Source organism: Ruegeria lacuscaerulensis, assembly GCF_013031245.1.
Lineage (GTDB): Bacteria > Pseudomonadota > Alphaproteobacteria > Rhodobacterales > Rhodobacteraceae > Ruegeria > Ruegeria lacuscaerulensis_C.
Genome location: NZ_WPZL01000035.1, coordinates 1 through 19,392 on the forward strand (window position 1 = coordinate 1; position 19,392 = coordinate 19,392).

Annotated in this window: 20 protein-coding genes, 2 tRNA genes and 1 pseudogene; 14 read left to right on the top strand and 9 right to left on the bottom strand. The window is 57.0% G+C overall.

What is annotated here, in order from left to right:
• From GOX66_RS22160 to GOX66_RS22190, 7 genes and pseudogenes are all read left to right on the top strand, one after another.
• Positions 1-358 (top strand): annotated as a pseudogene (locus GOX66_RS22160) (helix-turn-helix domain-containing protein); the annotation flags it as partial.
• An 843-nt stretch (positions 359-1,201) separates the two neighbouring features.
• Positions 1,202-1,477: a hypothetical protein gene (locus GOX66_RS22165; protein WP_170765565.1), complete on the top strand. Its 276-nt coding sequence runs from the start codon at positions 1,202-1,204 to the stop codon at positions 1,475-1,477.
• Positions 1,474-2,226: a BRO-N domain-containing protein gene (locus GOX66_RS22170; protein ID WP_170765567.1), complete on the top strand. Its 753-nt coding sequence runs from the start codon at positions 1,474-1,476 to the stop codon at positions 2,224-2,226. Before GOX66_RS22165 ends, GOX66_RS22170 begins: the two co-directional genes overlap by 4 nt.
• A gap of 492 nt (positions 2,227-2,718) precedes the next feature.
• A complete protein-coding gene (locus GOX66_RS22175) occupies positions 2,719-3,444 on the top strand; it encodes a hypothetical protein (RefSeq protein ID WP_170765569.1) in 726 nt (241 codons plus the stop codon).
• 858 nt (positions 3,445-4,302) lie between these two features.
• On the top strand, positions 4,303-4,794 hold the full coding sequence (locus GOX66_RS22180) for a P27 family phage terminase small subunit (protein WP_237212729.1): 492 nt from the start codon (positions 4,303-4,305) through the stop codon (positions 4,792-4,794).
• A gap of 193 nt (positions 4,795-4,987) precedes the next feature.
• A complete protein-coding gene (locus GOX66_RS22185) occupies positions 4,988-5,197 on the top strand; it encodes a hypothetical protein (protein ID WP_170765571.1) in 210 nt (69 codons plus the stop codon).
• Positions 5,198-5,388: 191 nt separating this feature from the next.
• Positions 5,389-5,478: transfer RNA gene (locus tag GOX66_RS22190), tRNA-Ser, on the top strand.
• Positions 5,479-5,902: 424 nt separating this feature from the next.
• On the opposite strand, the gene GOX66_RS22195 is transcribed toward GOX66_RS22190, so the two are convergent.
• The 5 genes from GOX66_RS22195 to GOX66_RS22215 form a co-directional block, all read right to left on the bottom strand.
• Positions 5,903-6,526, bottom strand: coding sequence for a class I SAM-dependent methyltransferase (locus GOX66_RS22195; RefSeq protein WP_170765573.1), 624 nt, complete (start codon positions 6,524-6,526; stop codon positions 5,903-5,905).
• 9 nt (positions 6,527-6,535) lie between these two features.
• Positions 6,536-7,282 (bottom strand): CDP-diacylglycerol--serine O-phosphatidyltransferase, encoded by a 747-nt coding sequence (gene pssA / locus GOX66_RS22200; RefSeq protein ID WP_170765575.1) that lies wholly within the window; start codon positions 7,280-7,282, stop codon positions 6,536-6,538.
• 8 nt (positions 7,283-7,290) lie between these two features.
• On the bottom strand, positions 7,291-7,968 hold the full coding sequence (locus tag GOX66_RS22205) for a phosphatidylserine decarboxylase (RefSeq protein ID WP_170765577.1): 678 nt from the start codon (positions 7,966-7,968) through the stop codon (positions 7,291-7,293).
• 1,250 nt (positions 7,969-9,218) lie between these two features.
• Positions 9,219-9,294 (bottom strand) — tRNA-Ala (locus tag GOX66_RS22210).
• A 143-nt stretch (positions 9,295-9,437) separates the two neighbouring features.
• Positions 9,438-9,764: a TIGR02300 family protein gene (locus tag GOX66_RS22215; protein ID WP_170765579.1), complete on the bottom strand. Its 327-nt coding sequence runs from the start codon at positions 9,762-9,764 to the stop codon at positions 9,438-9,440.
• Between the two features lie 100 nt (positions 9,765-9,864).
• Between GOX66_RS22215 and GOX66_RS22220 the strand changes: the two genes are divergently transcribed.
• The 3 genes from GOX66_RS22220 (at position 9,865) to GOX66_RS22230 (ending at position 12,477) form a co-directional block, all read left to right on the top strand.
• Complete coding sequence (locus GOX66_RS22220) at positions 9,865-10,560, top strand: M48 family metallopeptidase (RefSeq protein WP_170765581.1); 696 nt, start codon at positions 9,865-9,867, stop codon at positions 10,558-10,560.
• A 30-nt stretch (positions 10,561-10,590) separates the two neighbouring features.
• Entirely contained in the window at positions 10,591-11,238 is a 648-nt protein-coding gene (locus tag GOX66_RS22225) for a GntR family transcriptional regulator (RefSeq protein ID WP_170765583.1), read from the top strand.
• Positions 11,239-11,349: 111 nt separating this feature from the next.
• Positions 11,350-12,477 (top strand): lytic murein transglycosylase, encoded by a 1,128-nt coding sequence (locus GOX66_RS22230; RefSeq protein ID WP_170765585.1) that lies wholly within the window; start codon positions 11,350-11,352, stop codon positions 12,475-12,477.
• Between the two features lie 4 nt (positions 12,478-12,481).
• On the opposite strand, the gene GOX66_RS22235 is transcribed toward GOX66_RS22230, so the two are convergent.
• Positions 12,482-13,444 (bottom strand): acetyl-CoA carboxylase carboxyltransferase subunit alpha, encoded by a 963-nt coding sequence (locus GOX66_RS22235; RefSeq protein WP_170765587.1) that lies wholly within the window; start codon positions 13,442-13,444, stop codon positions 12,482-12,484.
• 101 nt (positions 13,445-13,545) lie between these two features.
• Positions 13,546-14,229, bottom strand: coding sequence for a hypothetical protein (locus GOX66_RS22240; protein WP_170765588.1), 684 nt, complete (start codon positions 14,227-14,229; stop codon positions 13,546-13,548).
• Between the two features lie 156 nt (positions 14,230-14,385).
• On the opposite strand from GOX66_RS22240, the gene GOX66_RS22245 reads away from it, so the two are divergent.
• Positions 14,386-15,219 (top strand): AraC family transcriptional regulator, encoded by an 834-nt coding sequence (locus tag GOX66_RS22245; protein WP_170765590.1) that lies wholly within the window; start codon positions 14,386-14,388, stop codon positions 15,217-15,219.
• A 1-nt stretch (position 15,220) separates the two neighbouring features.
• On the opposite strand, the gene GOX66_RS22250 is transcribed toward GOX66_RS22245, so the two are convergent.
• Complete coding sequence (locus tag GOX66_RS22250; protein WP_170765593.1) at positions 15,221-15,817, bottom strand: LysE family translocator; 597 nt, start codon at positions 15,815-15,817, stop codon at positions 15,221-15,223.
• Positions 15,818-15,890: 73 nt separating this feature from the next.
• Here GOX66_RS22250 and GOX66_RS22255 point away from each other — a divergent pair, with 73 nt between their 5' ends.
• Together GOX66_RS22255 and GOX66_RS22260 are read left to right on the top strand one after the other, a co-directional pair.
• Positions 15,891-16,343, top strand: coding sequence for an Lrp/AsnC family transcriptional regulator (locus GOX66_RS22255; protein ID WP_170765595.1), 453 nt, complete (start codon positions 15,891-15,893; stop codon positions 16,341-16,343).
• Between the two features lie 117 nt (positions 16,344-16,460).
• Complete coding sequence (locus GOX66_RS22260; protein ID WP_170765597.1) at positions 16,461-17,039, top strand: PA14 domain-containing protein; 579 nt, start codon at positions 16,461-16,463, stop codon at positions 17,037-17,039.
• 42 nt (positions 17,040-17,081) lie between these two features.
• Here GOX66_RS22260 and GOX66_RS22265 read toward each other — a convergent pair whose 3' ends face one another.
• Positions 17,082-18,044: an L-malyl-CoA/beta-methylmalyl-CoA lyase gene (locus GOX66_RS22265; protein WP_170765599.1), complete on the bottom strand. Its 963-nt coding sequence runs from the start codon at positions 18,042-18,044 to the stop codon at positions 17,082-17,084.
• Between the two features lie 294 nt (positions 18,045-18,338).
• Here GOX66_RS22265 and dgcN point away from each other — a divergent pair, with 294 nt between their 5' ends.
• Positions 18,339-19,340: an N-acetyltransferase DgcN gene (gene dgcN, locus GOX66_RS22270; protein WP_170765601.1), complete on the top strand. Its 1,002-nt coding sequence runs from the start codon at positions 18,339-18,341 to the stop codon at positions 19,338-19,340.
• The last annotated feature ends 52 nt before the right edge of the window (positions 19,341-19,392 follow it).

Sequence of the window (19,392 nt, forward strand, 5' to 3'; positions counted from 1 at the left end):
GCGAACGTTTTATACGGACGAGCAGAAGCCGGAGATGTGGGACAGGTGGCAACGGGGAGAGTCGCTCAGCTCGATTGGACGCAGGTTTGACCGGGCGTCGTCGTCGATTTTCCCGCATTTGGCGCTGACTGGAGGCATTCGGCCACCGGCCCGCACGAGGTCGCTGTTTGCACTGACTTTGATTGAACGCGAGGAGATTTCGCGTGGTCTCGCAGCCAAGCGCTCGTTTCGGTCCATTGCTCGAGCGTTGCGGCGCTCTCCTTCTACAGTCAGCCGGGAAGTTCATCGCAATGGCGGTCGCCAAGCCTATCGTGCAGCGCCTTCAGACCAGCGTGCCTGGGACTGCGCAAAGCGGCCTAACCCGCTACAATAGGCGTCCGAAAGTGTTCTTATCAGCCATCGCATTCGCTGCCGCAGTCATCTTCTGGAGTTGAAAGGCAATAAGTCTGGAGCCCAAGCTATTTCAATTGGTGCAAGAGATCAGAAAGCTGGTCTATTGTCAGCTTATCAAGCGCACACTGCAATTCCAGCCTGCCTGGGGTAACAGACCCAGAAACATGTAGAATCCCGATTGGGATCTGGAGTACGTCACAGGCACGCAGGAGGTTTGCGTAATTGATGGATCCATTCCCGTTTACAAAAGTTCCCAGCGTGTTGACGCCGAGCCCAGCTTTTTGGCTTACCTCTGCGGCTGATGTCTTTTTCAAAACGAAAGCTACCCGAAGGTTTTGCCGCGCGTTTTCCAATCTAGGGTCGTTTTTCTTCATTGGATCACAACATACTGTTAGAACTTAGATAACTTTGTGATCTTCACAAAATAACGTGACGAAGGAAAGTAGTGAATACCCTACAACCGTTAGTAACGACAAAGCCTGGGGGTTCTGCTGTATCCAGTTAAACGGTGAATGCGAGTGTGAATTTCATTGACGAGGGTGAGAGCGAAACTAAACCTCTTGCCATGCAACTATGAGTGGACTACCGTTCTCTAGCGTCGGCAAAATCCGTCGCCGGGATTGAGACCCCGTTTTCTCGTAGGTGCTAAAAGCCGCGCTATTTGTTGCGGCTTTCTCTATGGTCAGGCGTTCCGGGCCGCGTTTTGCGGGCCGTATCCTACGAGCGGTAGTCTCAACCCTGTTCGTCTGGCCGCCAAGCGTTGTGCTCTCTGCGGTCAACTGGGAAGACCTATTTAAGGAGTTTGCACATGTGCGGCACAATAGACCCGATCGAGACTACTGAAACCCTAATTTTGATGCTCTCCAGAGCCCTCTCTCAGGCGCAAGCAATTCATCATTTGGCTGTGAACGACGGCAATCTGAAGCCAATCGAAGTTCTGAACATTATTGAGGGAATGTCCGGCCTTTTGGAAAGCGTACTTTCCGACGCGCATGAACGATCTGATAAACTGTGGTTAGACGTCTTGAAGACGCAACCAGAAGTTCAGTCGAAAATACTAGAGTTTCAGGGAAAACCTTTATGAAGGGAATCGTCAATTTTGCTTTCGAAGACCACCTCGTTCGGGTGATTGAGCGGGAGGGAGAGCCTTGGTTTGTCGCTACGGATGTGTGCCGGGTACTTGGAATTGCAAATAGTCGCGACGCTCTGTCGAAACTTGATGAGGATGAAAAGGGTGTCGGTTTAACCGACACCCTCGGTGGTCAGCAGCAAGTATCAGTTATTACCGAGAGTGGTCTCTATGCTCTTGCCTTTGCTAGTCGCAAGCCCGAGGCCAAGCGGTTCCGCAAATGGGTTACAAGCGATGTACTGCCTACGATCCGCAAAACAGGTGGCTTTGCGCATTTGGATTCCGGCTCGGCGGCTGTACAGGCTCAATTGGATATGTTGGATCGGGCTCTATCAGCATGCCGGGAGATTCGGTTGACCTGGGGCTGCAAGGCGGCGCGGCGGTTTTGGATCAATAGCGGTCTGCTCGAACTCTACAACCCGGAATCGGACCTCGAAAATCTGGTGGATGCAACCTTGTACTTGTTTTTGCGGGAAAAATGCGAGGTTACGGGATCGCGAGATGATTTTACACGATCGCGGGACTTACTGGATGCGCTGCTTTTCTACCTCGACTCGCGAGACCTGCCGCGTATGGGATTGCGTGAGGCATCCATCGCTTTGCGCGCCCTTTCTGTTGCCTATCGGGATCTGAGCACAGGCGCGCAGTTTTGGCATCATAAGCGTTCGAACACTGGGTATTGTGGCGTTAAGCTGCTTCCTTGAGTATTTAGTTTGACGTTCGGGACTGGCTTGCGTCGCAAGGATGGAAAGCGCGTTCAAATCGAGAAGCGCCGCCCGCTCCCCGCCCCCCTCTGCAAGAAAAAGCAGGCGTTGGGATTACTTCGGTCCCTGATCGGGACCGAAAAAGGGAGTTGTTTCGATAGACTTTCGGAGAAAATGTCTCAGGGTTTCAATCTGTTGCGCGATATCAGGGACCGAAGGGACTGATATCCGCAGGTTCTTTTGCTTCTGCATGGGGTAGGGGGTCGCGGGCCGAGGCGGTCTCGTGCGTGGCGCGACATTTTCAGTCTGCTAGTCCCTGATTTGCGTTTTGCGTCATGTTTTCAATCGCTTGGCGATATAAGTCAGTCCCTCGCTAATCCCTTTTTAATCCCCGATTGGGAGTAAGTCAGTCCCTCGGGAAATGTTTTGAGGTGTAGAGTTCACAATATATTGTGATATTATCTTGCCCGGTAACGACATGAAGGGTCCGAGATGCATCAAACAACCTATTCAACCCCGGCCGGATTTGTGGCGGCGCTTAATCTGGATCTGATCGCGGCGGCGGCGGCGCGCCGTCAGGCTGTAGGCAAGGGCGCTGGCGTTCGGTCCGAGCCGAGCCTTGCGGCTGGATCTGTGGACCTGATCGAGATCCATGACATCGACGGGCGCGGCGAGATCACCGCGACCGCGCGCGGGGAAAAGACGGCGCGCCGCCGCGCGCCTGCGTTCCTGTCGCGTTATCATGACCATGACGGCCGCCGTCTTGCGGCGCTGCGATACCTCGCGTCGGTTGAGCGGATCGGCGGCATGAAGGGCTCGGCACTGTCGATCGAGGCAGACATCTCCGGCGGTTCCGGCGGGATCAGCGACGGCGGCGTAACATCGCGCGTTCAGGACGTGAAACTTGTCCAGATGGTTCACGGGCTGGTCAATCGTTGGAAATGGGATCCGGTCTGTCGGGACTTTGTGCGCACAGTGCCGCGCGTGGTGCTGTTGCCCCGCCGGGGCGCTGATCGACACCCGGCGCGCCGCCCGATCACCGCCGTCGCTTTGCTCAACGGGATCCTGATCGACGGGCTCTCGATGGCGGAGATCCTGCGTCGCTTCGGTTGGTCGGTGCAGTCCAAGCAGCGCGACACGCTGACCGAATCCGCCGAGGAGATGCTCGAACTGATTGCGGATAAACTTGGGCTCTCGGCCCGGGTGATGCGGAATTAGGACTGTTTTGCTGCGAAAGGTTTGACATGTCGGACCACGTTCCCGTAACGGATTCGAAATGTTTGAAAAGTGATCATCCGGGTTTCTCCTGCCCTTGTGTCTCAGTTCCTTCGGTTCCGGCTGGTTGCTTTTGGACTATTCCCCAGAAAGAGATTGCGAGGCGCTGTTATAGCAAAGGACCCCTGGCTACGGCGGCGGCTCTACAATTCGGCGGCTTGGCGGCGGCTGTCGAGGGCAAAAAGAGCGCGAGCCGCTCTGCTTAACCTGCCTCCTGCTCGGTCGGGACTACGATGGAAGTCTCAAGGGAGACGGCACCCCTCTGATTGACAAGCGCGGCCGTTATCTGGTCGCGGATCACAAGATCCCGCATCGCGGAGACGAGTCCCTGTTCTATGACCCAGACAATCTGCAATCGCTACGCCCCGATCGCCGCGATCGCGACAGGCAGATCGAAGAGCGCTAGGGTTACCCGAAGCGGTATGGCGTTGATGACTGGCCCATTGATCAACGCCACCCTGCCAACCGGTAAGGAGTCCGCCCGACATTCGGAAAAACTTCGAGGGGGGGGACGGGTAAAAACAAAAGGCTTTTTCTCTGGGACCGGAGAGGGAGCCTTTTTTCGCAACAAACGGTAATTGAATAGAGTTCTCCACTTTGGAGACGATCTCACGGCGAGGCGATGAGGAAAGCAGACATATAAGCGAAGGCTCGCTAGCTACTTGAAAAAGGCGATTAAAGGTGGGGTTTTAGGTGCCGGGCAAAGCGGGTTTCCGCCTTCATGTCTAGACAGAAAAAAGACTTTGCCGGCCTCTGAGGATCGCCGGAACAGCTTCCAGCCCGTGCCGTGAGATCAATTTAATGAAAGGTCATTTGATGAAAGGCCGCCAACCAGAAGGGAGCGGCGCTGTTGTTCCAATGCGGGAGGACGGTGTCGATCAGTTCAACCTTGACGAGCGCGGGCGCGACCGGATGCGCGAGCTTGAGCCCGAGGGTCTCAACGCCGCTCACCGCGAGATCTATCGCCGTCTGGCGCTGCCTCTATGTCATCCAACGCGGGATCGGCTGAACGAGGGTAACATTTTCATGTTTCATCAACTCGTGCGCGTTGTGGCACGGCATGAGCGGCTTTTGATTGCGATCGAGGATGGCGAGACCTACACCACAGAAACCCGAGACGGTATTCAGCAAAAGTCCAAACCCGAGGTTGCCCAAGTAAATGAGACTTTTCGCCAGATTCGGGCGTTGGCCGGTGAGTTCGGTATGACGCCCGCGACGGAGCGGAGCCTCTCGGGTGGCGGCCAGATGGGGTTCAATTTCCTGGATCCGATCGAGGAGAATTACTTCACATGAGCGATGCGGATCTCGGTGTCTCGTCCGGACGAATCGAGCGGATGATCGAGGGCGATCTCATGGTGGTCCCGGCTCCGGAAGTGGCATATCGGAGGCCACTTTTTGCGATGCAAACGCTCGGCACCGCATGGGGTCGCGACATAATGGACCCTGATTTCTGGGCGAGCCGCAAGATTTACGCGCGAACGCGATCGTGGCGGAGGGCTGCCGGGGTGTGTTCGAGGATATCCGCTTTGCCAATGAGGCGGCGGCCAACCGGAATGCGGGCGGCGTGGTGGTCCTGATCGCAGGGCGCGGGGTCGGGATGCCCGGCGATCACCCTTCCGAGGCGTTTGAGTTTGCCGCCGATTTCGAGTTCGACAACTCCGGATCCTCAGCGGATCTGGAGGCCACGCTCCGGTAGGTCTTTTTCCTGATCGAAGGTGAGAACGGGCCGGGAACGCTTGCACCAGTTTTGCACCAAAATCTGGTGCAAGCACTCCGGATGTCACAGAATTTCGAGGAAAATCACGGAATATTGTGACGCAGAATTTCTCAATTTTTTTGCGCGAAAACCCTTGTGTTTATTGGGCCTTATCGACTACACCCACCGGCGGAGACGTGGCCGAGTGGTCGAAGGCGCTCCCCTGCTAAGGGAGTAGGCGGGAAACCGTCTCGAGGGTTCGAATCCCTTCGTCTCCGCCATATACCATTGAATTTAAATAATATTTTTGGTGTAGTTGGCAATACTCGCCAAAAAACCCGCCATCCCAAATGCACTTGACTGCCATTCTATGCGACGGATGAATCAGTTCAGTCTATCTGCAATCCATTCGCCGTTTCAGGCATTGGATCTAAGTCGCATTTAGATAAGCCCACTGACAGCTATCTTTAGCGGCGTTTTGGCGTTAGCCGTCGTTTGGTTGTTCATGCCCGCTATCATACGTAGGTGACGTCGATTAAATCATCGTCGATCAGCTGCAAGTGCCATTGGTTTCCACCTCAGATCATAGCGCACGCGGTGTGCCTGGAATGCAGCTACCCGTCTGACCTGGCCCCCTGATTCAGAACTTCAACCGTTCAGACAAATCGGTTCGAAATTGGTGACAGAGGCCTAAGTTCCCATAGTTTACGCGGATCCTGATTTTCCCAATACCAGAAAGGTCATTATCCCCAGCGGGGGCAGCATGCTTTTTTCTTCGAGTGAGAGCGCTTCCTCTTGCAATACCGTTTCGATGGCAAAATCCGAATGCCATCCTATCGTGTTGGCGAGCGGTGCAATTACCTTTTCGAGAGACGCGAAAACCCCCTGCTCCCGCTGGAAATGGTTGGTGATCACCACCTTTCCACCCGGTCTGCAGACCCTCGCGATCTCTGCCATCACTCTTTCCGGTTCCGGCACAACCGACAACACATGCATCGCCACGACTGTATCAAATTGGTTGTCCGGAAAATCGAGTGATCGGGCATCCATTTGGCGCAGTTCCGCGACATGGCTTAGCTGCATGGTGCTTACCTTTTCCCGGGCCTTTTGCAGCATATCCTCACTGAAATCGATTCCGGTCACTCGCATCTCGGGCGCATAGTGCTCCAAGGACAGCCCAGTGCCTACGCCGACCTCCAAAACGCTTCCGGATCGGGAATTGATATATTCGACGGCGCGCTGTCGACCAGCATTCGTGATCGCCCCGAACGTTTTGTCATAAACGGGTGCCCAGCGAGCGTAGGAGGATTGAACGGCCTTGATGTCCATAACGGCTACTTATCCTTTGGAAGGTTTTTCGCTGTCGAACCACGCCCAGGCGACCACACCGACATAGCCGACACAGAGCGCGATCAGTGTGGCCCAGGCATAAGTCAGCAGGGCGGCCCCCGCGATGACAACCCCGACGAGAAAGTACTTAACGTTCTCCCGGGAAACTCTGGTTGTCTTGAATGACCAGGTCGGAATACGGCTGATGAGCAGAAGACCGACAAAAAACATATACAAGCAAATCAACAAGTCAGGTAGCAACGGTGCATCTGCAAAGGCAAATGACACATACATTGGCAACATGACCAGCAGCGCGCCAGCAGGTGCGGGAACCCCTTCGAAATAGGCACTGTCCTGATCACAAGTCTCGGATTTGCTGCTCACATTGAACCGGGCCAGGCGCATAACACAGCATACTACAAAGATTAGCACGGCGATCCAAGCCGCACTTCGAATATCCTGTAAAGCCCAGAAATAGAGAACAAGCGGTGGCGCCACTCCGAAATTCAAGAAATCCGCAAGTGAATCGAGCTCGGCTCCCATTTTGCTGTCACTGCCGAGCAGACGCGCAAGGCGCCCGTCCAGCCCATCCAATACGCATGCAGCAATTATGAGCTGCACTGCGAGTACGTAGTTCCCCTGGACGCCAAACCTGATTGCCGACAGGCCAGCACAAATAGCCGTTATGGTCAGCGCATTCGGTAGCAACTGGATCAGCGAAAACCCGGTCTCTCCCTGTTCGGATGGTTTTGCCACTGCTCCAGCTACCTACACGTTTCGGACACATTCAAACTGGCAAGAACGGTTTCACCGGCAATCATCGTTTGCCCGACGCGCACCTCCGGCTCCACTCCGTCAGGGAGATAGACATCCAGCCGGGACCCGAACCGGATCAGGCCAAATCGCTCTCCGGTTTGCATCATATCGCCTTGTTTTACAAAGCAGACGATCCGCCTGGCTACCAGTCCGGCAATCTGCACGACAACCAGATCCTGGCCGTTCGCCGTCCGAAGGCGCAGGCTATTGCGCTCGTTGTCTGCACTCGCCTTGTCCAAAGAGGCGTTGAAAAACTTGCCAGGCCGATAAGCAACGGCAGTAACCTCACCTTCAATTGGGGTTCGGTTAATATGGCAGTTGAAAACACTCATGAACACGCTGATGCGCGTGAGGGGCATGTCAGGCAGCCCAAGTTCCTTGGGTGGGACCGCTGCTTCGACCAGAGAAACCACTCCATCTGCCGGACTGACAATCAGGCCGTCTCGGGCCGGCGACACGCGCTCAGGGTCGCGAAAGAAATAGTAGCACCAGATCGTGAGGCCGATGCCAATCCAGCCCAACACATCAGACAGAAGAAACAGACCTACTGTTACAGCAGCAAAAATCGCGACAAACCTGACGCCTTCCCGGTGCATCGGTTTGATAAATGTATCGCGCATGCGCATCGCAATCATTCCCTCAGGTCAATTCTCGGCACGTTCCTAACTGCCATGGACTAAACGGCAAGGGTGACGGATACAACCCGATTGGCTCCATTATTGAGTGTTACAAATTTGTGGGCGCTGGCGGGTTACTGTCCATCTGGGTGCGTTCCAAAACGAAAAACCCTTGTCTGCCGAACGGCGCTCACACCCATGAATTGGCAGCCGTTGCACACACCAAGAAACCTGGCGGCAAGAAACTCGGGGTCGCCACAAAACAACGCCAGTATCCTGAATATGACGCACCAGTCTGATTTAGCTGGACCGGGCGAGAATGGCGCACGGCAAATTTGATGCCTCGCGCCAAACCGGGTTCATTGGAATAAGTGATCGTCAGATGAGACTTATTTTCACTCAAGGCAGCTTCCAATCTGGAGGGAGGGTCTCTGGTAAATTCTGACGGCCGATGAATAAGGCCGAGAGGTTAGTCGGCCTGCAAATCGACGGTGAGCCAATCGTCGAGGTCGCCTACGGGCAGATCATGCCGCGACTTGTATATGCTCAGTGTGGTATCACGCCGACAAAGAACGTTCTATACTCTGTACCCGGTATTGAGACTTAGCCGAGCGTGTCAACATTCTTCCTGCACCTTCTGGCCTGCTTTGCCGAAAAGGAGCGCCGACAGGTTTCAGAACGCACTAGAACCGCACTCAGCGCGCCAAAGAATCGGAAATTCTTCGAAACGATGCGGACGGAGTTTGAACGGTCGTTGGCCGATGCGGGATCCTATTCGGGGGCGGCAGGATTGCTGAACGGACGTGGCGTTGTCGCCTACAAGGGCGGTCGCTGGTACCCGCAGACGGTGAAGAACTACACCGACAACCTAGGGCTTCCAAAGCTGGTTGTGCGCAACGGAATTACCTTACGCGGCGACTGCACGTTGGTACCAAAACTGTTTGAGATAGAAGAGATTACGCCTTTTTGGCCATCTGGTTGCTCCGCGCTGGAGCAATTAACAAATGCCGGAGTTCAAGTTCTTTCCCCTTGCCGCAAATACCAGCCTCTTGAGGGCAATTCGTATGCAACTACAACCGAAGGGTCCTACGTGAGGTTTTTGGTCTGGTGCAGGGTTTTGGTGTCGTGTCGGGTAAAGGCCAACGGAAGTAATATATGCCGTGTTTGGACAGCGAAAGATACGCATGCAGCTTCATTTTGTGTCACACCTGTGTGTCACACCGCCCTAATGCTTGCTATCCAGTTGTATTGTTAGGATTTGGTGGAGCCTAGGGGAGTCGAACCCCTGACCTCTTGCATGCCATGCAAGCGCTCTCCCAACTGAGCTAAGGCCCCATGCAGGTACTGCCGAAGCAGTGGACGGACGTTTATGAGACGGCGAAGGTGAGCGCAAGTCCAAAAATGGAATTTGCCAAAAAGTTTCCTTCCCGTGTCCGAGGGGTGGGCATGAGGCGGCGCGGGGCCGCCTCTGTCCGGTCTTAGTTTTCGTCTTCCGACGACATGTCGGTGATATCGTCCAACGAGACGTTATCGCTGTCGTCGTCATCATCGTCCAGCAGATCATCATCCAGATCGACATCGACATTGTCGTCATCATCCAGAACTATATCCTCATTCGACGCGTTCTCACGCGCTTTGGCCGAGGCGGCATCTTCCGCATCCGCGGCGATCATCCGGCTTTTGCCGGTCTCAAGCTCCACAATCTCGCCGGTATAGGGGCTGATGATCGGGTCCTTGTTCAGGTCATAAAACCGCTTCCCTGTGGTCGGGCAAACGCGCTTTACGCCCCATTCTTCCTTGGGCATGTCAAATCCCCTTGATATCAGGTGAGTCGTATCAACGATTCAGGTCACGTGCCACATGCAGCGGGCACTGTCAAAGCCTTTGAGCAGGAGAAACAGGCCTATGGGAGATCATGCACTGCCCGGAACGCCACCGGTGCCGCTGACGCTGCGTAAATCGGCGCGCGCACGGCGCATCAGCTTGCGGATTTCCCAACTGGACGGGCGGGTTACGCTGACGTATCCGCAAGGCGTGCCAGAGTCCGAGGCACTGAATTTCGCCCGCGTAAAAGAAGAATGGATTCGCCAGCACTTGCTGGACCGACCGGACCCCGCAGTCGTTCAATTTGGTCAAACGATCCCCGTGGAAGGTTTCGGTCGGCGAATCGTACCCGCGACTGGTCGCCGCGTGCTGTTGCGGGGCGATGAGATTGCGGTGCCCCAGGGCGCCGAGGCGCGACGTCTGGCGAGATTCCTCAAGGAACTGGCGCGGGATCGCCTGACCCGTGCCTGTGATAACTATGCTTTGATGCTGGGCCGTCCTTATAGCAGCCTGACCATAAGGGACACCCGATCGCGCTGGGGATCGTGCAGCTCGGCCGGTGGGCTGATGTTTTCCTGGCGCCTGATCCTTGCCCCACCCGAGATCCTGCACTACGTGGCCGCGCATGAGGTGGCGCATCTGGCTGAAATGAACCATTCGCCCGCGTTCTGGGCTCAGGTTGAGCGAATTTTCGGTGACTACCGGGATCAGCGGCGCTGGTTGCGCGACAACGGGGCGCAGCTTCACCAATACAAATTTGATGCTTCCACGAGTTGACCCGGTGACGGTTTGTGATCACATGGGGGCATGTTAAGCGCACGCCCCTCCGAATCTCAGACAGCCACACATGATCGGGTCTATCGTGTCCTGCGCGCACGTATCATGCACGGAGAGATGGCGCCGGGGCAGGCGCTGACCCTACGCGGGATCGGTAAGGAGTTTGGCGTCTCGATGACTCCTGCGCGTGAGGCAGTGCGGCGTCTGGCGGCCGAGGGCGCGCTGTTCCTGTCTTCGTCAGGTCGCGTCTCGACGCCGGAACTGACCAATGACCGGATTGAGGAATTGGCCGCGCTACGCGCGCTTCTTGAAGTTGAACTGGCCAGCCGCGCCTTGCCGCGCGCGCACATGGCGCTGATCGACCGGTTGCAGAGCATCAACATGAACGTCGCCGAAATGGTCACAAAACGAGATGCCGTTGGCTATATCCGGACCAATCTGGAATTCCACCGCACGCTCTACCTTCGGGCGCAGGCCCCGGCAATGCTGGCCATCGCCGAGACGGTCTGGCTGCAATTGGGGCCGACCATGCGCGCGCTCTACGGTCGGCTGCGACGGACGGAACCACCGCATTATCACAAGCTGATCATTGCCGCGCTGAAGGCCGGAGATGAACCGGGGCTGCGTCTGGCGGTCCGCTCGGACGTGACGCAGGGGCTGCGGATGCTGGTGAGTTAAGCGGCTTGTTGCCGAACGCCCGTTCAGGCACGTTCTTCACGTCGTCGTTCTGGTTTGCGGATTGGGTCTGAGTTACTCTGGACCAAATCACAACAAGAGCAGATTTCAGCCATGATCAATCGACGGAATTTCTCAATTGGACTCGGGTCCACCCTGTTGGCCGCCTGTTCCGGCGGCGCGCCGACCACCGCACCTGCGTCGCGGATGCGGGCAGTTCCCAATCCGGGGTGGGACGCCTGGGTGGCCAGTTTCAAATCGCGCGCCGCATCGCAGGGGATTTCGCAAACCACTATCAACCGGGCTTTTCAGGGGGCAGGGTATTTGCCCGACGTGATTGAGCGGGATCGCAATCAGGTCGAATTCAAGCGCTCGCTTGAAGATTACCTGGCTATCGCGGCCTCGGACGAACGGATCAGCACTGGCAAGCAGATGCTGGTGCGGCACGCCGGAACCCTGTCGCAGATCGAGGCGCAATATGGAGTCGACAAAGAAGTCGTCGTTGCCGTCTGGGGTCTGGAAAGCCGCTATGGCGCGCGGCGAGGGGACGTTCCGGTTGTGTCGGCCCTGTCTACGCTGGCCTATGACGGGCGACGCGGGCAGTTCTTTGAGAAGCAGCTGATCGCGGCGATGAAAATCCTGCAGAATGGCGACACCACACCCGCCAATATGACCGGCAGCTGGGCCGGGGCAATGGGGCATACGCAGTTCATTCCCACGTCCTATCTGGCCTATGCGGTGGATTTCACCGGCGACGGGCGACGCGATATCTGGTCCGAGGATCCCACAGACTCGCTGGCCTCGACCGCGGCCTATCTGTCGCGCGCGGGCTGGGCGCGCGGTCAACCCTGGGGTGGAGAGGTTGGTACTGTGTCCGGCTCACCCGTTGCGGTATTGCAGCCGCAGACTCCAGGGCCTCGCATCGCGGTGTTCCGCAATTTTCAGGTCATCAAACGCTACAACAATTCAGACAGCTACGCGATCGGTGTCGGGCATCTGTCCGACCGGATCGCAGGCGGCGCGCCGTTTCAGGCCTCGTTCGGGCCGGATGCGACCGGTCTGACACTGGATGATCGCAAAGAGCTTCAGCGTCGTCTGACCTCGGTCGGCTATGACACGCAGGGTGCGGACGGGGTAATCGGCAACAACACCAAATCCGCGATCAGCGCGTATCAGCAAGCCAATGGTTTGCCAACGACCGGTGAGCCTTCGGCCGCGTTGTTGCGCAGATTGGGCGGCTGACGGGTTACGCGGCCAGCCCTTTCGAACCGATATCCAGGAATTTCTGACGGCGGTCCTTGATCAGGGCCGCTGCGTCCTTACCCTCCAGTTCCTTCAGCATGAGGACAATGGCGTTCCGAACGGACTCGACCGCAGCGGGACGGTCCCGGTGGGCGCCCCCCTTGGGCTCTTCAATGATAAGGTCGCAGACGCCCAGCTTGTGCAGGTCCTGCGCGGTCAGGCGCAGTGCCTCTGCCGCCTCGCGCATCTTCTCGGCATCTTTCCACAGGATCGAGGCGCAGCCTTCAGGCGAGATCACCGAATAGACCGAGTGTTCCAGCATTGCGACGCGGTTCGCCGTGGCAAACGCGACCGCGCCGCCAGAACCGCCTTCACCGATGATGACGGAAACCAAGGGCACCCCGATTTTCAGGCACATTTCGGTCGACCGCGCGATGGCCTCAGACTGACCGCGTTCCTCGGCCCCCTTTCCGGGATAAGCGCCCGCTGTGTCGATCAGAGTGATCACGGGCAGGCCAAAGCGTCCGGCCATTTCCATCAGGCGCACGGCCTTGCGATAACCCTCGGGGCGAGCCATACCGAAATTTCGCTCGATCCGCGATTTAGTATCAGAGCCTTTTTCGTGTCCGATCACCATTACGGGCTGATCATTGAACCGGGCCAGACCGCCGATAACGGCAAGGTCGTCCGCAAAGTTCCGATCGCCTGCCAGCGGGGTGAATTCGGTAAACAGTGCCTCGACGTAGTCCTTGCAATGGGGCCGCTCAGGATGGCGCGCCACCTGACATTTTCTCCACGGGGTGAGGTCGCCGTACAACTCATCCAGCAACTTGGCGGCCTTGGCGTCCAGACCAGCGGCCTCTTCGGCCACATCCATCTCTTCGTTGGCGCGAGCCAGCGCACGCAATTCCTCGGCCTTGCCTTCAATCTCGGCCAGGGGTTTTTCGAAATCCAGATACTGGGTCATGACGCCTCTCAACGCGGAAGTTCCCTGCTATATGAACTTGCCGCCGGAGGAATGCAACACAAGGTAAAGCGGGCCCCGAACATGACCCGGGATGGTGCAGGTTACTTCGCAGGTACATAGCTGGAGGGCAGACCGTCGGCATCGGTGTTTACCATGTAGTATTGGTTCTCACCTTCATCCCAGACCAGAAATGCGTCGGCCCCTTCGGGTTTGGTCTGTTCGCCCCACGGAGCCTGAATGATCAGGGTGGCATCTGTCGCATAGCCCAGATCGGACACGCGCAGCATCTCAACCGGTGTCGTCTTGAGCGCACCGACCATGCCGGGTGTTTGGTCTTCGAACATGGCCTTGACCTCGGGGGCCAAATCCAGCCGTTCGATCAGGCGCGTGTTTTTAGCGGCGACGTCGTCCAGCGGGACCAATTCGTATTTCTCATCAAACGTGCCTTTGCCGATGATGTAGAAATCGGGGCCATCCTTGCGAAACTGCAGAGCAATGATCGAGCCGGTGTTCTCGGCCAGATAAGCCTGGTCATACCCGGTGGCATCGACCGAACCGAGGTTTTCCCGAATGGCTATGGGGATGTCGTCAAACTGGTCGCTGGTCAGTTGCCAGCCAAGGATCGGACGATCCTTGATATAGGCCTCAGCAGTCGGGTTGTGCTGCGTTACGCGCTCGGCGATCATCGCTTGCGTCTGAACGTCTTGGGCTTGTGCAAAGCCGGGGGTTGCCGAGATGACAGCCATCAACAAAACGCGGCGGAGCAGGGGGAATGGCTTGGTCATATCTGTCCTCCGTTCAGGTACTGGGCACAGTCGTATGGGTGTGTAATTGCGCGCAAAGTGTAACACCTATGTTATCATTTTCCGATTTGAATTCAGCAAGATTTGTGGACGCCGAGTGTGCGATCCAGAACGAGCAAAGAGAAGGAAGGGATGCCGATGGCAACCAGCTATGAAAACCGCGTTCTGCGTGTATTGGCCTATATCCACGATCACCCCGCCGGGGACCTGTCGCTGGATACGCTGGCTGATGTCGCAGCTATGTCGCGGTTTCACTGGCACCGGGTGTTTCGCGCCATCACTGGCGAGACCTGCGCTCAGGCCGTACGCCGGATCAGGCTGCACCGCGCTGCCTGCTGGCTGGTCCAGTCCGAAAAGCCGGTCGCAACCATCGCGACCGACATTGGCTATCCCAACCTAAAGTCCTTTGCGCGAGCCTTTTCTGAGGCTTACGGCAGCAGCCCCGCCGCCTTTCGCAAGGCCGGACAATTTCTGCCAGCCAATCCACATTTCAGAATCGGAGAGTATCCAATGCATCCCATTACAACCCGCACCGAGCCTGCCCGCCGCGTTGTCGCCCTGCCGCACAGGGGCAATTACGCAGAAATCGGCAAAAGCTTCGAAGCCTTCGGCGCCTTGTGCGAATCCCGCCACCTATGGCCGCAAATAGACCCTGTAATCGGCCTCTACCTTGATAGCCCTGATGATGTGCCAGTGGAAGATTTGCGCAGCTATGCAGGGGGCGAGTTTCGGGGAGAAGCGACTCCTGAGGGAATGGAGAACCTAACCATTCCCGGCGGCAAGACGGCGGTTCTGACCTACAAAGGTCCCTATTCCGGCCTTGCAGCGGCTTATCACACCCTCTTTGGCAACTGGCTTCCGGACTCGGGAGAAGAGCCTGCGGATCAGCCCTGCTATGAGATCTACCTGAACGACCCGCGAGAAACGGCTCCGGAAGAATTGCTGACCGAAATCTGCCTGCCGCTGAAGTAGATCAGTTTGGCCAGAGAACCGGATAGAGTGACGCCACCAGCAGCGCGGCCATGGTCCAGTTGAACACCAGCAACCGGTGCGGGTTCGTCAGAATCCGCGCCATCTGCTGCCCCAGAACCGTCCAGGTGCTGACTGAGGGCAGGTTTACCGCACCGAAGACCAGCGCAACAATTACAATGGCCGTGAGTGTCTGATCCGGTGTGTAAGCAGTGGTCGCCGTCAAGGCCATGGCCCACGCCTTTGGATTTACCCATTGAAAAGCTGCGGCCTGCAGGAACGTCATGGGTTCACCCGCCGCAGTCTTGCCCTTGACCGGAGCGGCATGCGCAATCTTCCATGCAAGGTACAACAGGTAGATCACCGATGCGACTTTCAGCGCCGTGTAGCTGATCGGATAGCGGTCGAATAATTGCACCAGCCCGGCGCCAACCAGCAGAACCATGAAGGTGAACCCCAACCCGATCCCCAACATATGCGGAATCGTGCGGCGAAACCCGAAATTGGCTCCCGAAGCCATCAGCATCAGGTTATTCGGCCCTGGCGTAATGGAAGAGACGAAGGCAAAAGCAATCAGGGCCAGAAAAATGTCATGTGTCATGGAGCGAATAATTGCTGCAGTGAAGCTAAATGAAATTGCGTTTTGATGCTAGATTGCAGAAACTTCACAATTAATGGCGAAGATTGATCAAATAAACCAACAGATATTGCATGAGCTTTCGCGCGATGGTCGCATCAGCAATCTCGATCTGGCGGATCGCGTCGGACTGTCTCCATCAGCCTGCCTGCGCCGGGTGCAGGAGCTGGAACGCTCGGGTGTGATATCGGGCTATCGCGCTGTGCTAAATCCCGCGGCACTGGGCGTGGGGTTTGTGGCCTATATCGGTGTGGGTCTGGGTGAGCACACCAAGGCGGCGCAGGAGGGGTTCGAGCGCGCCCTGCAACGTGCACCGGAAGTGGTGGAATGCCATAACATTACCGGCACCATCGAGTACCTGCTGCGTGTGGAATGTGCCGATCTTCCGTCATATAAAACCTTTCACACCGAGGTGCTGGGAACCCTTCCGCATGTAACCTCGATTACTTCCTACGTGGTCATGGATTCCCCCAAGGACATGCGAGCCTGACCGCTGGAATGTGATGTTTAACTGTCTTGCGGGGTAAAACCTCACGTCTTAGTGTCATCTCAAGGACCTAATAATAGGGGATCAACCCCCAGCAAGGTCAAACTCAGGGAGAAGACCATGACATTCGTCCGAACCGGAGAGCTAACTGTAGCTTTGATGTTAATCGCCGGGACGGTATTCGCCGCACCGCTGAAACTGCAACCCGCCAGCCCACAACCCAGCCCGAAAGCCGGGTTGAATGTAAAATACGCGTGGGAAGGGAACCCGCCGCGTAAGATCCAGAACCTGACCAAGGTCAAGCAGATGGCCAAGAAAATGCAGCCAGGGCAGCCCTTGCGTGGCCTGGACTATCGCGACACAAACGAAGGCGACCCGGTTCTGACCTTTAACGAAGCTTTTAATGTGGCGGCTGAAATCACCGGTTACATCAAGTTCGACTCCCCGGGGGTTTATGAGCTGGAAACCTGGTCGAACGATGGGATCGACGCCTGGGTAGGGGGGCAGCAGATCGGGTATGTCAACGGCCGTCAGGGCTGTGAGGCCAATCAACGGACCGAGGTCGAGGTCCCACAGGCCGGGTGGTACCCTTTGAAGATCAGCTATTTCCAGAAATACGGCACGTCCTGCCTGATGATGAAATGGGGCAAGCAAGGAGAGCGGATCACCTGGACGCCCAACAATGTGTTCGGTCGGTAAGACCAAAAAGGCGCCCTGACAGGCGCCTTTTTCTTTCTGAGGTCAGCCGTTTGCGGCGATCAATTCGGCTTGTGCCACGATCACTTCGGCCTGCTTGATCGAGGCGATATCGACAAGACGCCCTTTATAAACAGTTGCACCCTCGCCATTGGCCTTGGCTTGCTCCATCGCGGCCAGAATCTCACGAGCTTCTGACACGGCTTCATCCGACGGAGTAAAGACCTGATTGGCCAGCGCAATCTGTTTGGGATGGATCGCCCATTTTCCGACCATGCCCAACGTGGCCGAGCGTTTGGCCTGCGCGATATAGCCCTCGTCGTCCGAGAAGTCGCCGAACGGTCCGTCCACCGGCAGAACTCCGTGCGTCCGGCACGCGGCAACGATGGCGGCTTGCGCCCAGTGCCACGGATCGGACCAGTGTTTTTCGCCTTCGCGCAGCATGTAGTAGTTTTCCTGCGTTCCGCCGATGCCGGTGGTCTGCATGCCCATCGAGGCTGCAAAATCCGCCGCGCCAAGGCTCACGGCTTGCATGCGAGGGGATGAGGCCGCGATCTCTTCGACATGGGCGATGCCTGCAGCGGATTCGATAATTACCTCAAAGCTGACCGGTTTGGTGCGGTCTTTCGCGCGTTCGATGGCGGTGACAAGAGCGTCCACTGCATAGACATCCGCCGCGCAGCCAACCTTGGGGATCATGATCTGATCCAGACGATCGCCCGCCTGTTCCAGAAGGTCGACGACATCGCGGTACCAATAGGGCGTGTCCAGCCCGTTGATGCGCACCGACATATACTTGTTGCCCCAGTCGACCGTGTTCAGCGCCTCGATGACGTTAGCGCGGGCGATATCCTTGTCCGACGGCGCCACCGAGTCTTCAAGATCGAGGTTGATAACGTCCGCCGCCGACGCGGCCATTTTCGGGAACAGTTTGGTGTTGGACCCTGGCCCGAACAGCTGACACCGGTTGGGTCGGGCGGGTGCGGCAGGTTGAATGCGAAAGCTCATCTGGACCTCGTGCGAGAAAGGAAATTGCGATTTTCTTGCCTCATGGGGTATTAAATTGCGTAACGCTTCGCAAGCATCTTTGTGCAGGCGCGGCAATGCAATCGCAGCATTTGCTGCGTAACAAGGTGTTGCTGGTGATTAAAGATTAATCACTGTGAAAACTTAGAAGAAACGTGCGCCTATCAACAATTCTGCGCAAGAATTTCCGATGGCGATAGGCGTAGCTGAAGGAAAACGCGAAACACTCGTCAGGGTTTCTCACTAGCCTGCGTCGGAATCAAAGGAGTGCACCGCATGATCGAGACACCGTATCTGCTGTTTTTGGGCGATGCGCCCGACCAATTGGCGGCCAAAGTGGCCGTCGGCATCAAGGACTGGCGCCCGGAAAACGCCGTTGGACAATACCGGATGGAAGGCTGCAAGGCCGATTTGGGCCTGACCGACATGAGCCTGACCGAGGCGAAGGAAGCCGGAGCCAAGACGCTGGTGATCGGCGTCGCCAACCGTGGCGGCGTGATCAGCCAGGAATGGAAAAAGGTCCTGGTGATGGCGCTGGAAGAAGGCTTCGATCTGGCCTCGGGCCTGCACAACCTGTTGCGGGACGAGCCCGATCTGGTTGCTGTTGCCGAGGCCACCGGCCGCAAGCTGCACGACGTGCGCGTGCCCGAGGTCGAGTACCCGATCGCCAATGGCATCAAGCGCAAGGGTAAGCGCTGCCTGGCAGTAGGTACCGATTGCTCGGTTGGCAAGATGTACACGGCCATGGCGATGGATGCCGAGATGCGCAAGCGCGGCATGAAGTCCACCTTCCGCGCCACCGGCCAGACCGGCATCCTGATCACCGGCGACGGCGTGCCTCTGGATGCGGTGATCGCGGACTTCATGGCCGGGTCGGTCGAATGGCTGACGCCGGACAATGACGACGACCACTGGGATCTGATCGAAGGGCAGGGGTCGCTGTTCCACGTGTCCTATTCCGGCGTGACCATGGCGCTGATCCATGGCGGCCAGCCGGACGCGCTGATCCTGAGCCACGAGCCCACCCGCGAACATATGCGCGGTCTGCCGACATATAAGTTGCCGTCTTTGGAAACCCTGCGCGACACGGCACTGGCGATGGCCAGGGTTGGGAACCCGGATTGTCAGGTTGTCGGTATCTCGGTCAACACGCAGCACATGAGCGAAGCGGATGCCAGCGCCTATCTGGCGAAGGTCGAGGCTGAGATGGGGCTGCCCGCCACCGACCCATTCCGCTTTGGTTCGGGTAAACTGGTCGACGCGCTGGCCGCGATGTGATCAAAAGACCCCGCCGGGGACGCTCCGGCGGGAGTATTTTCAAAAAAGGTGA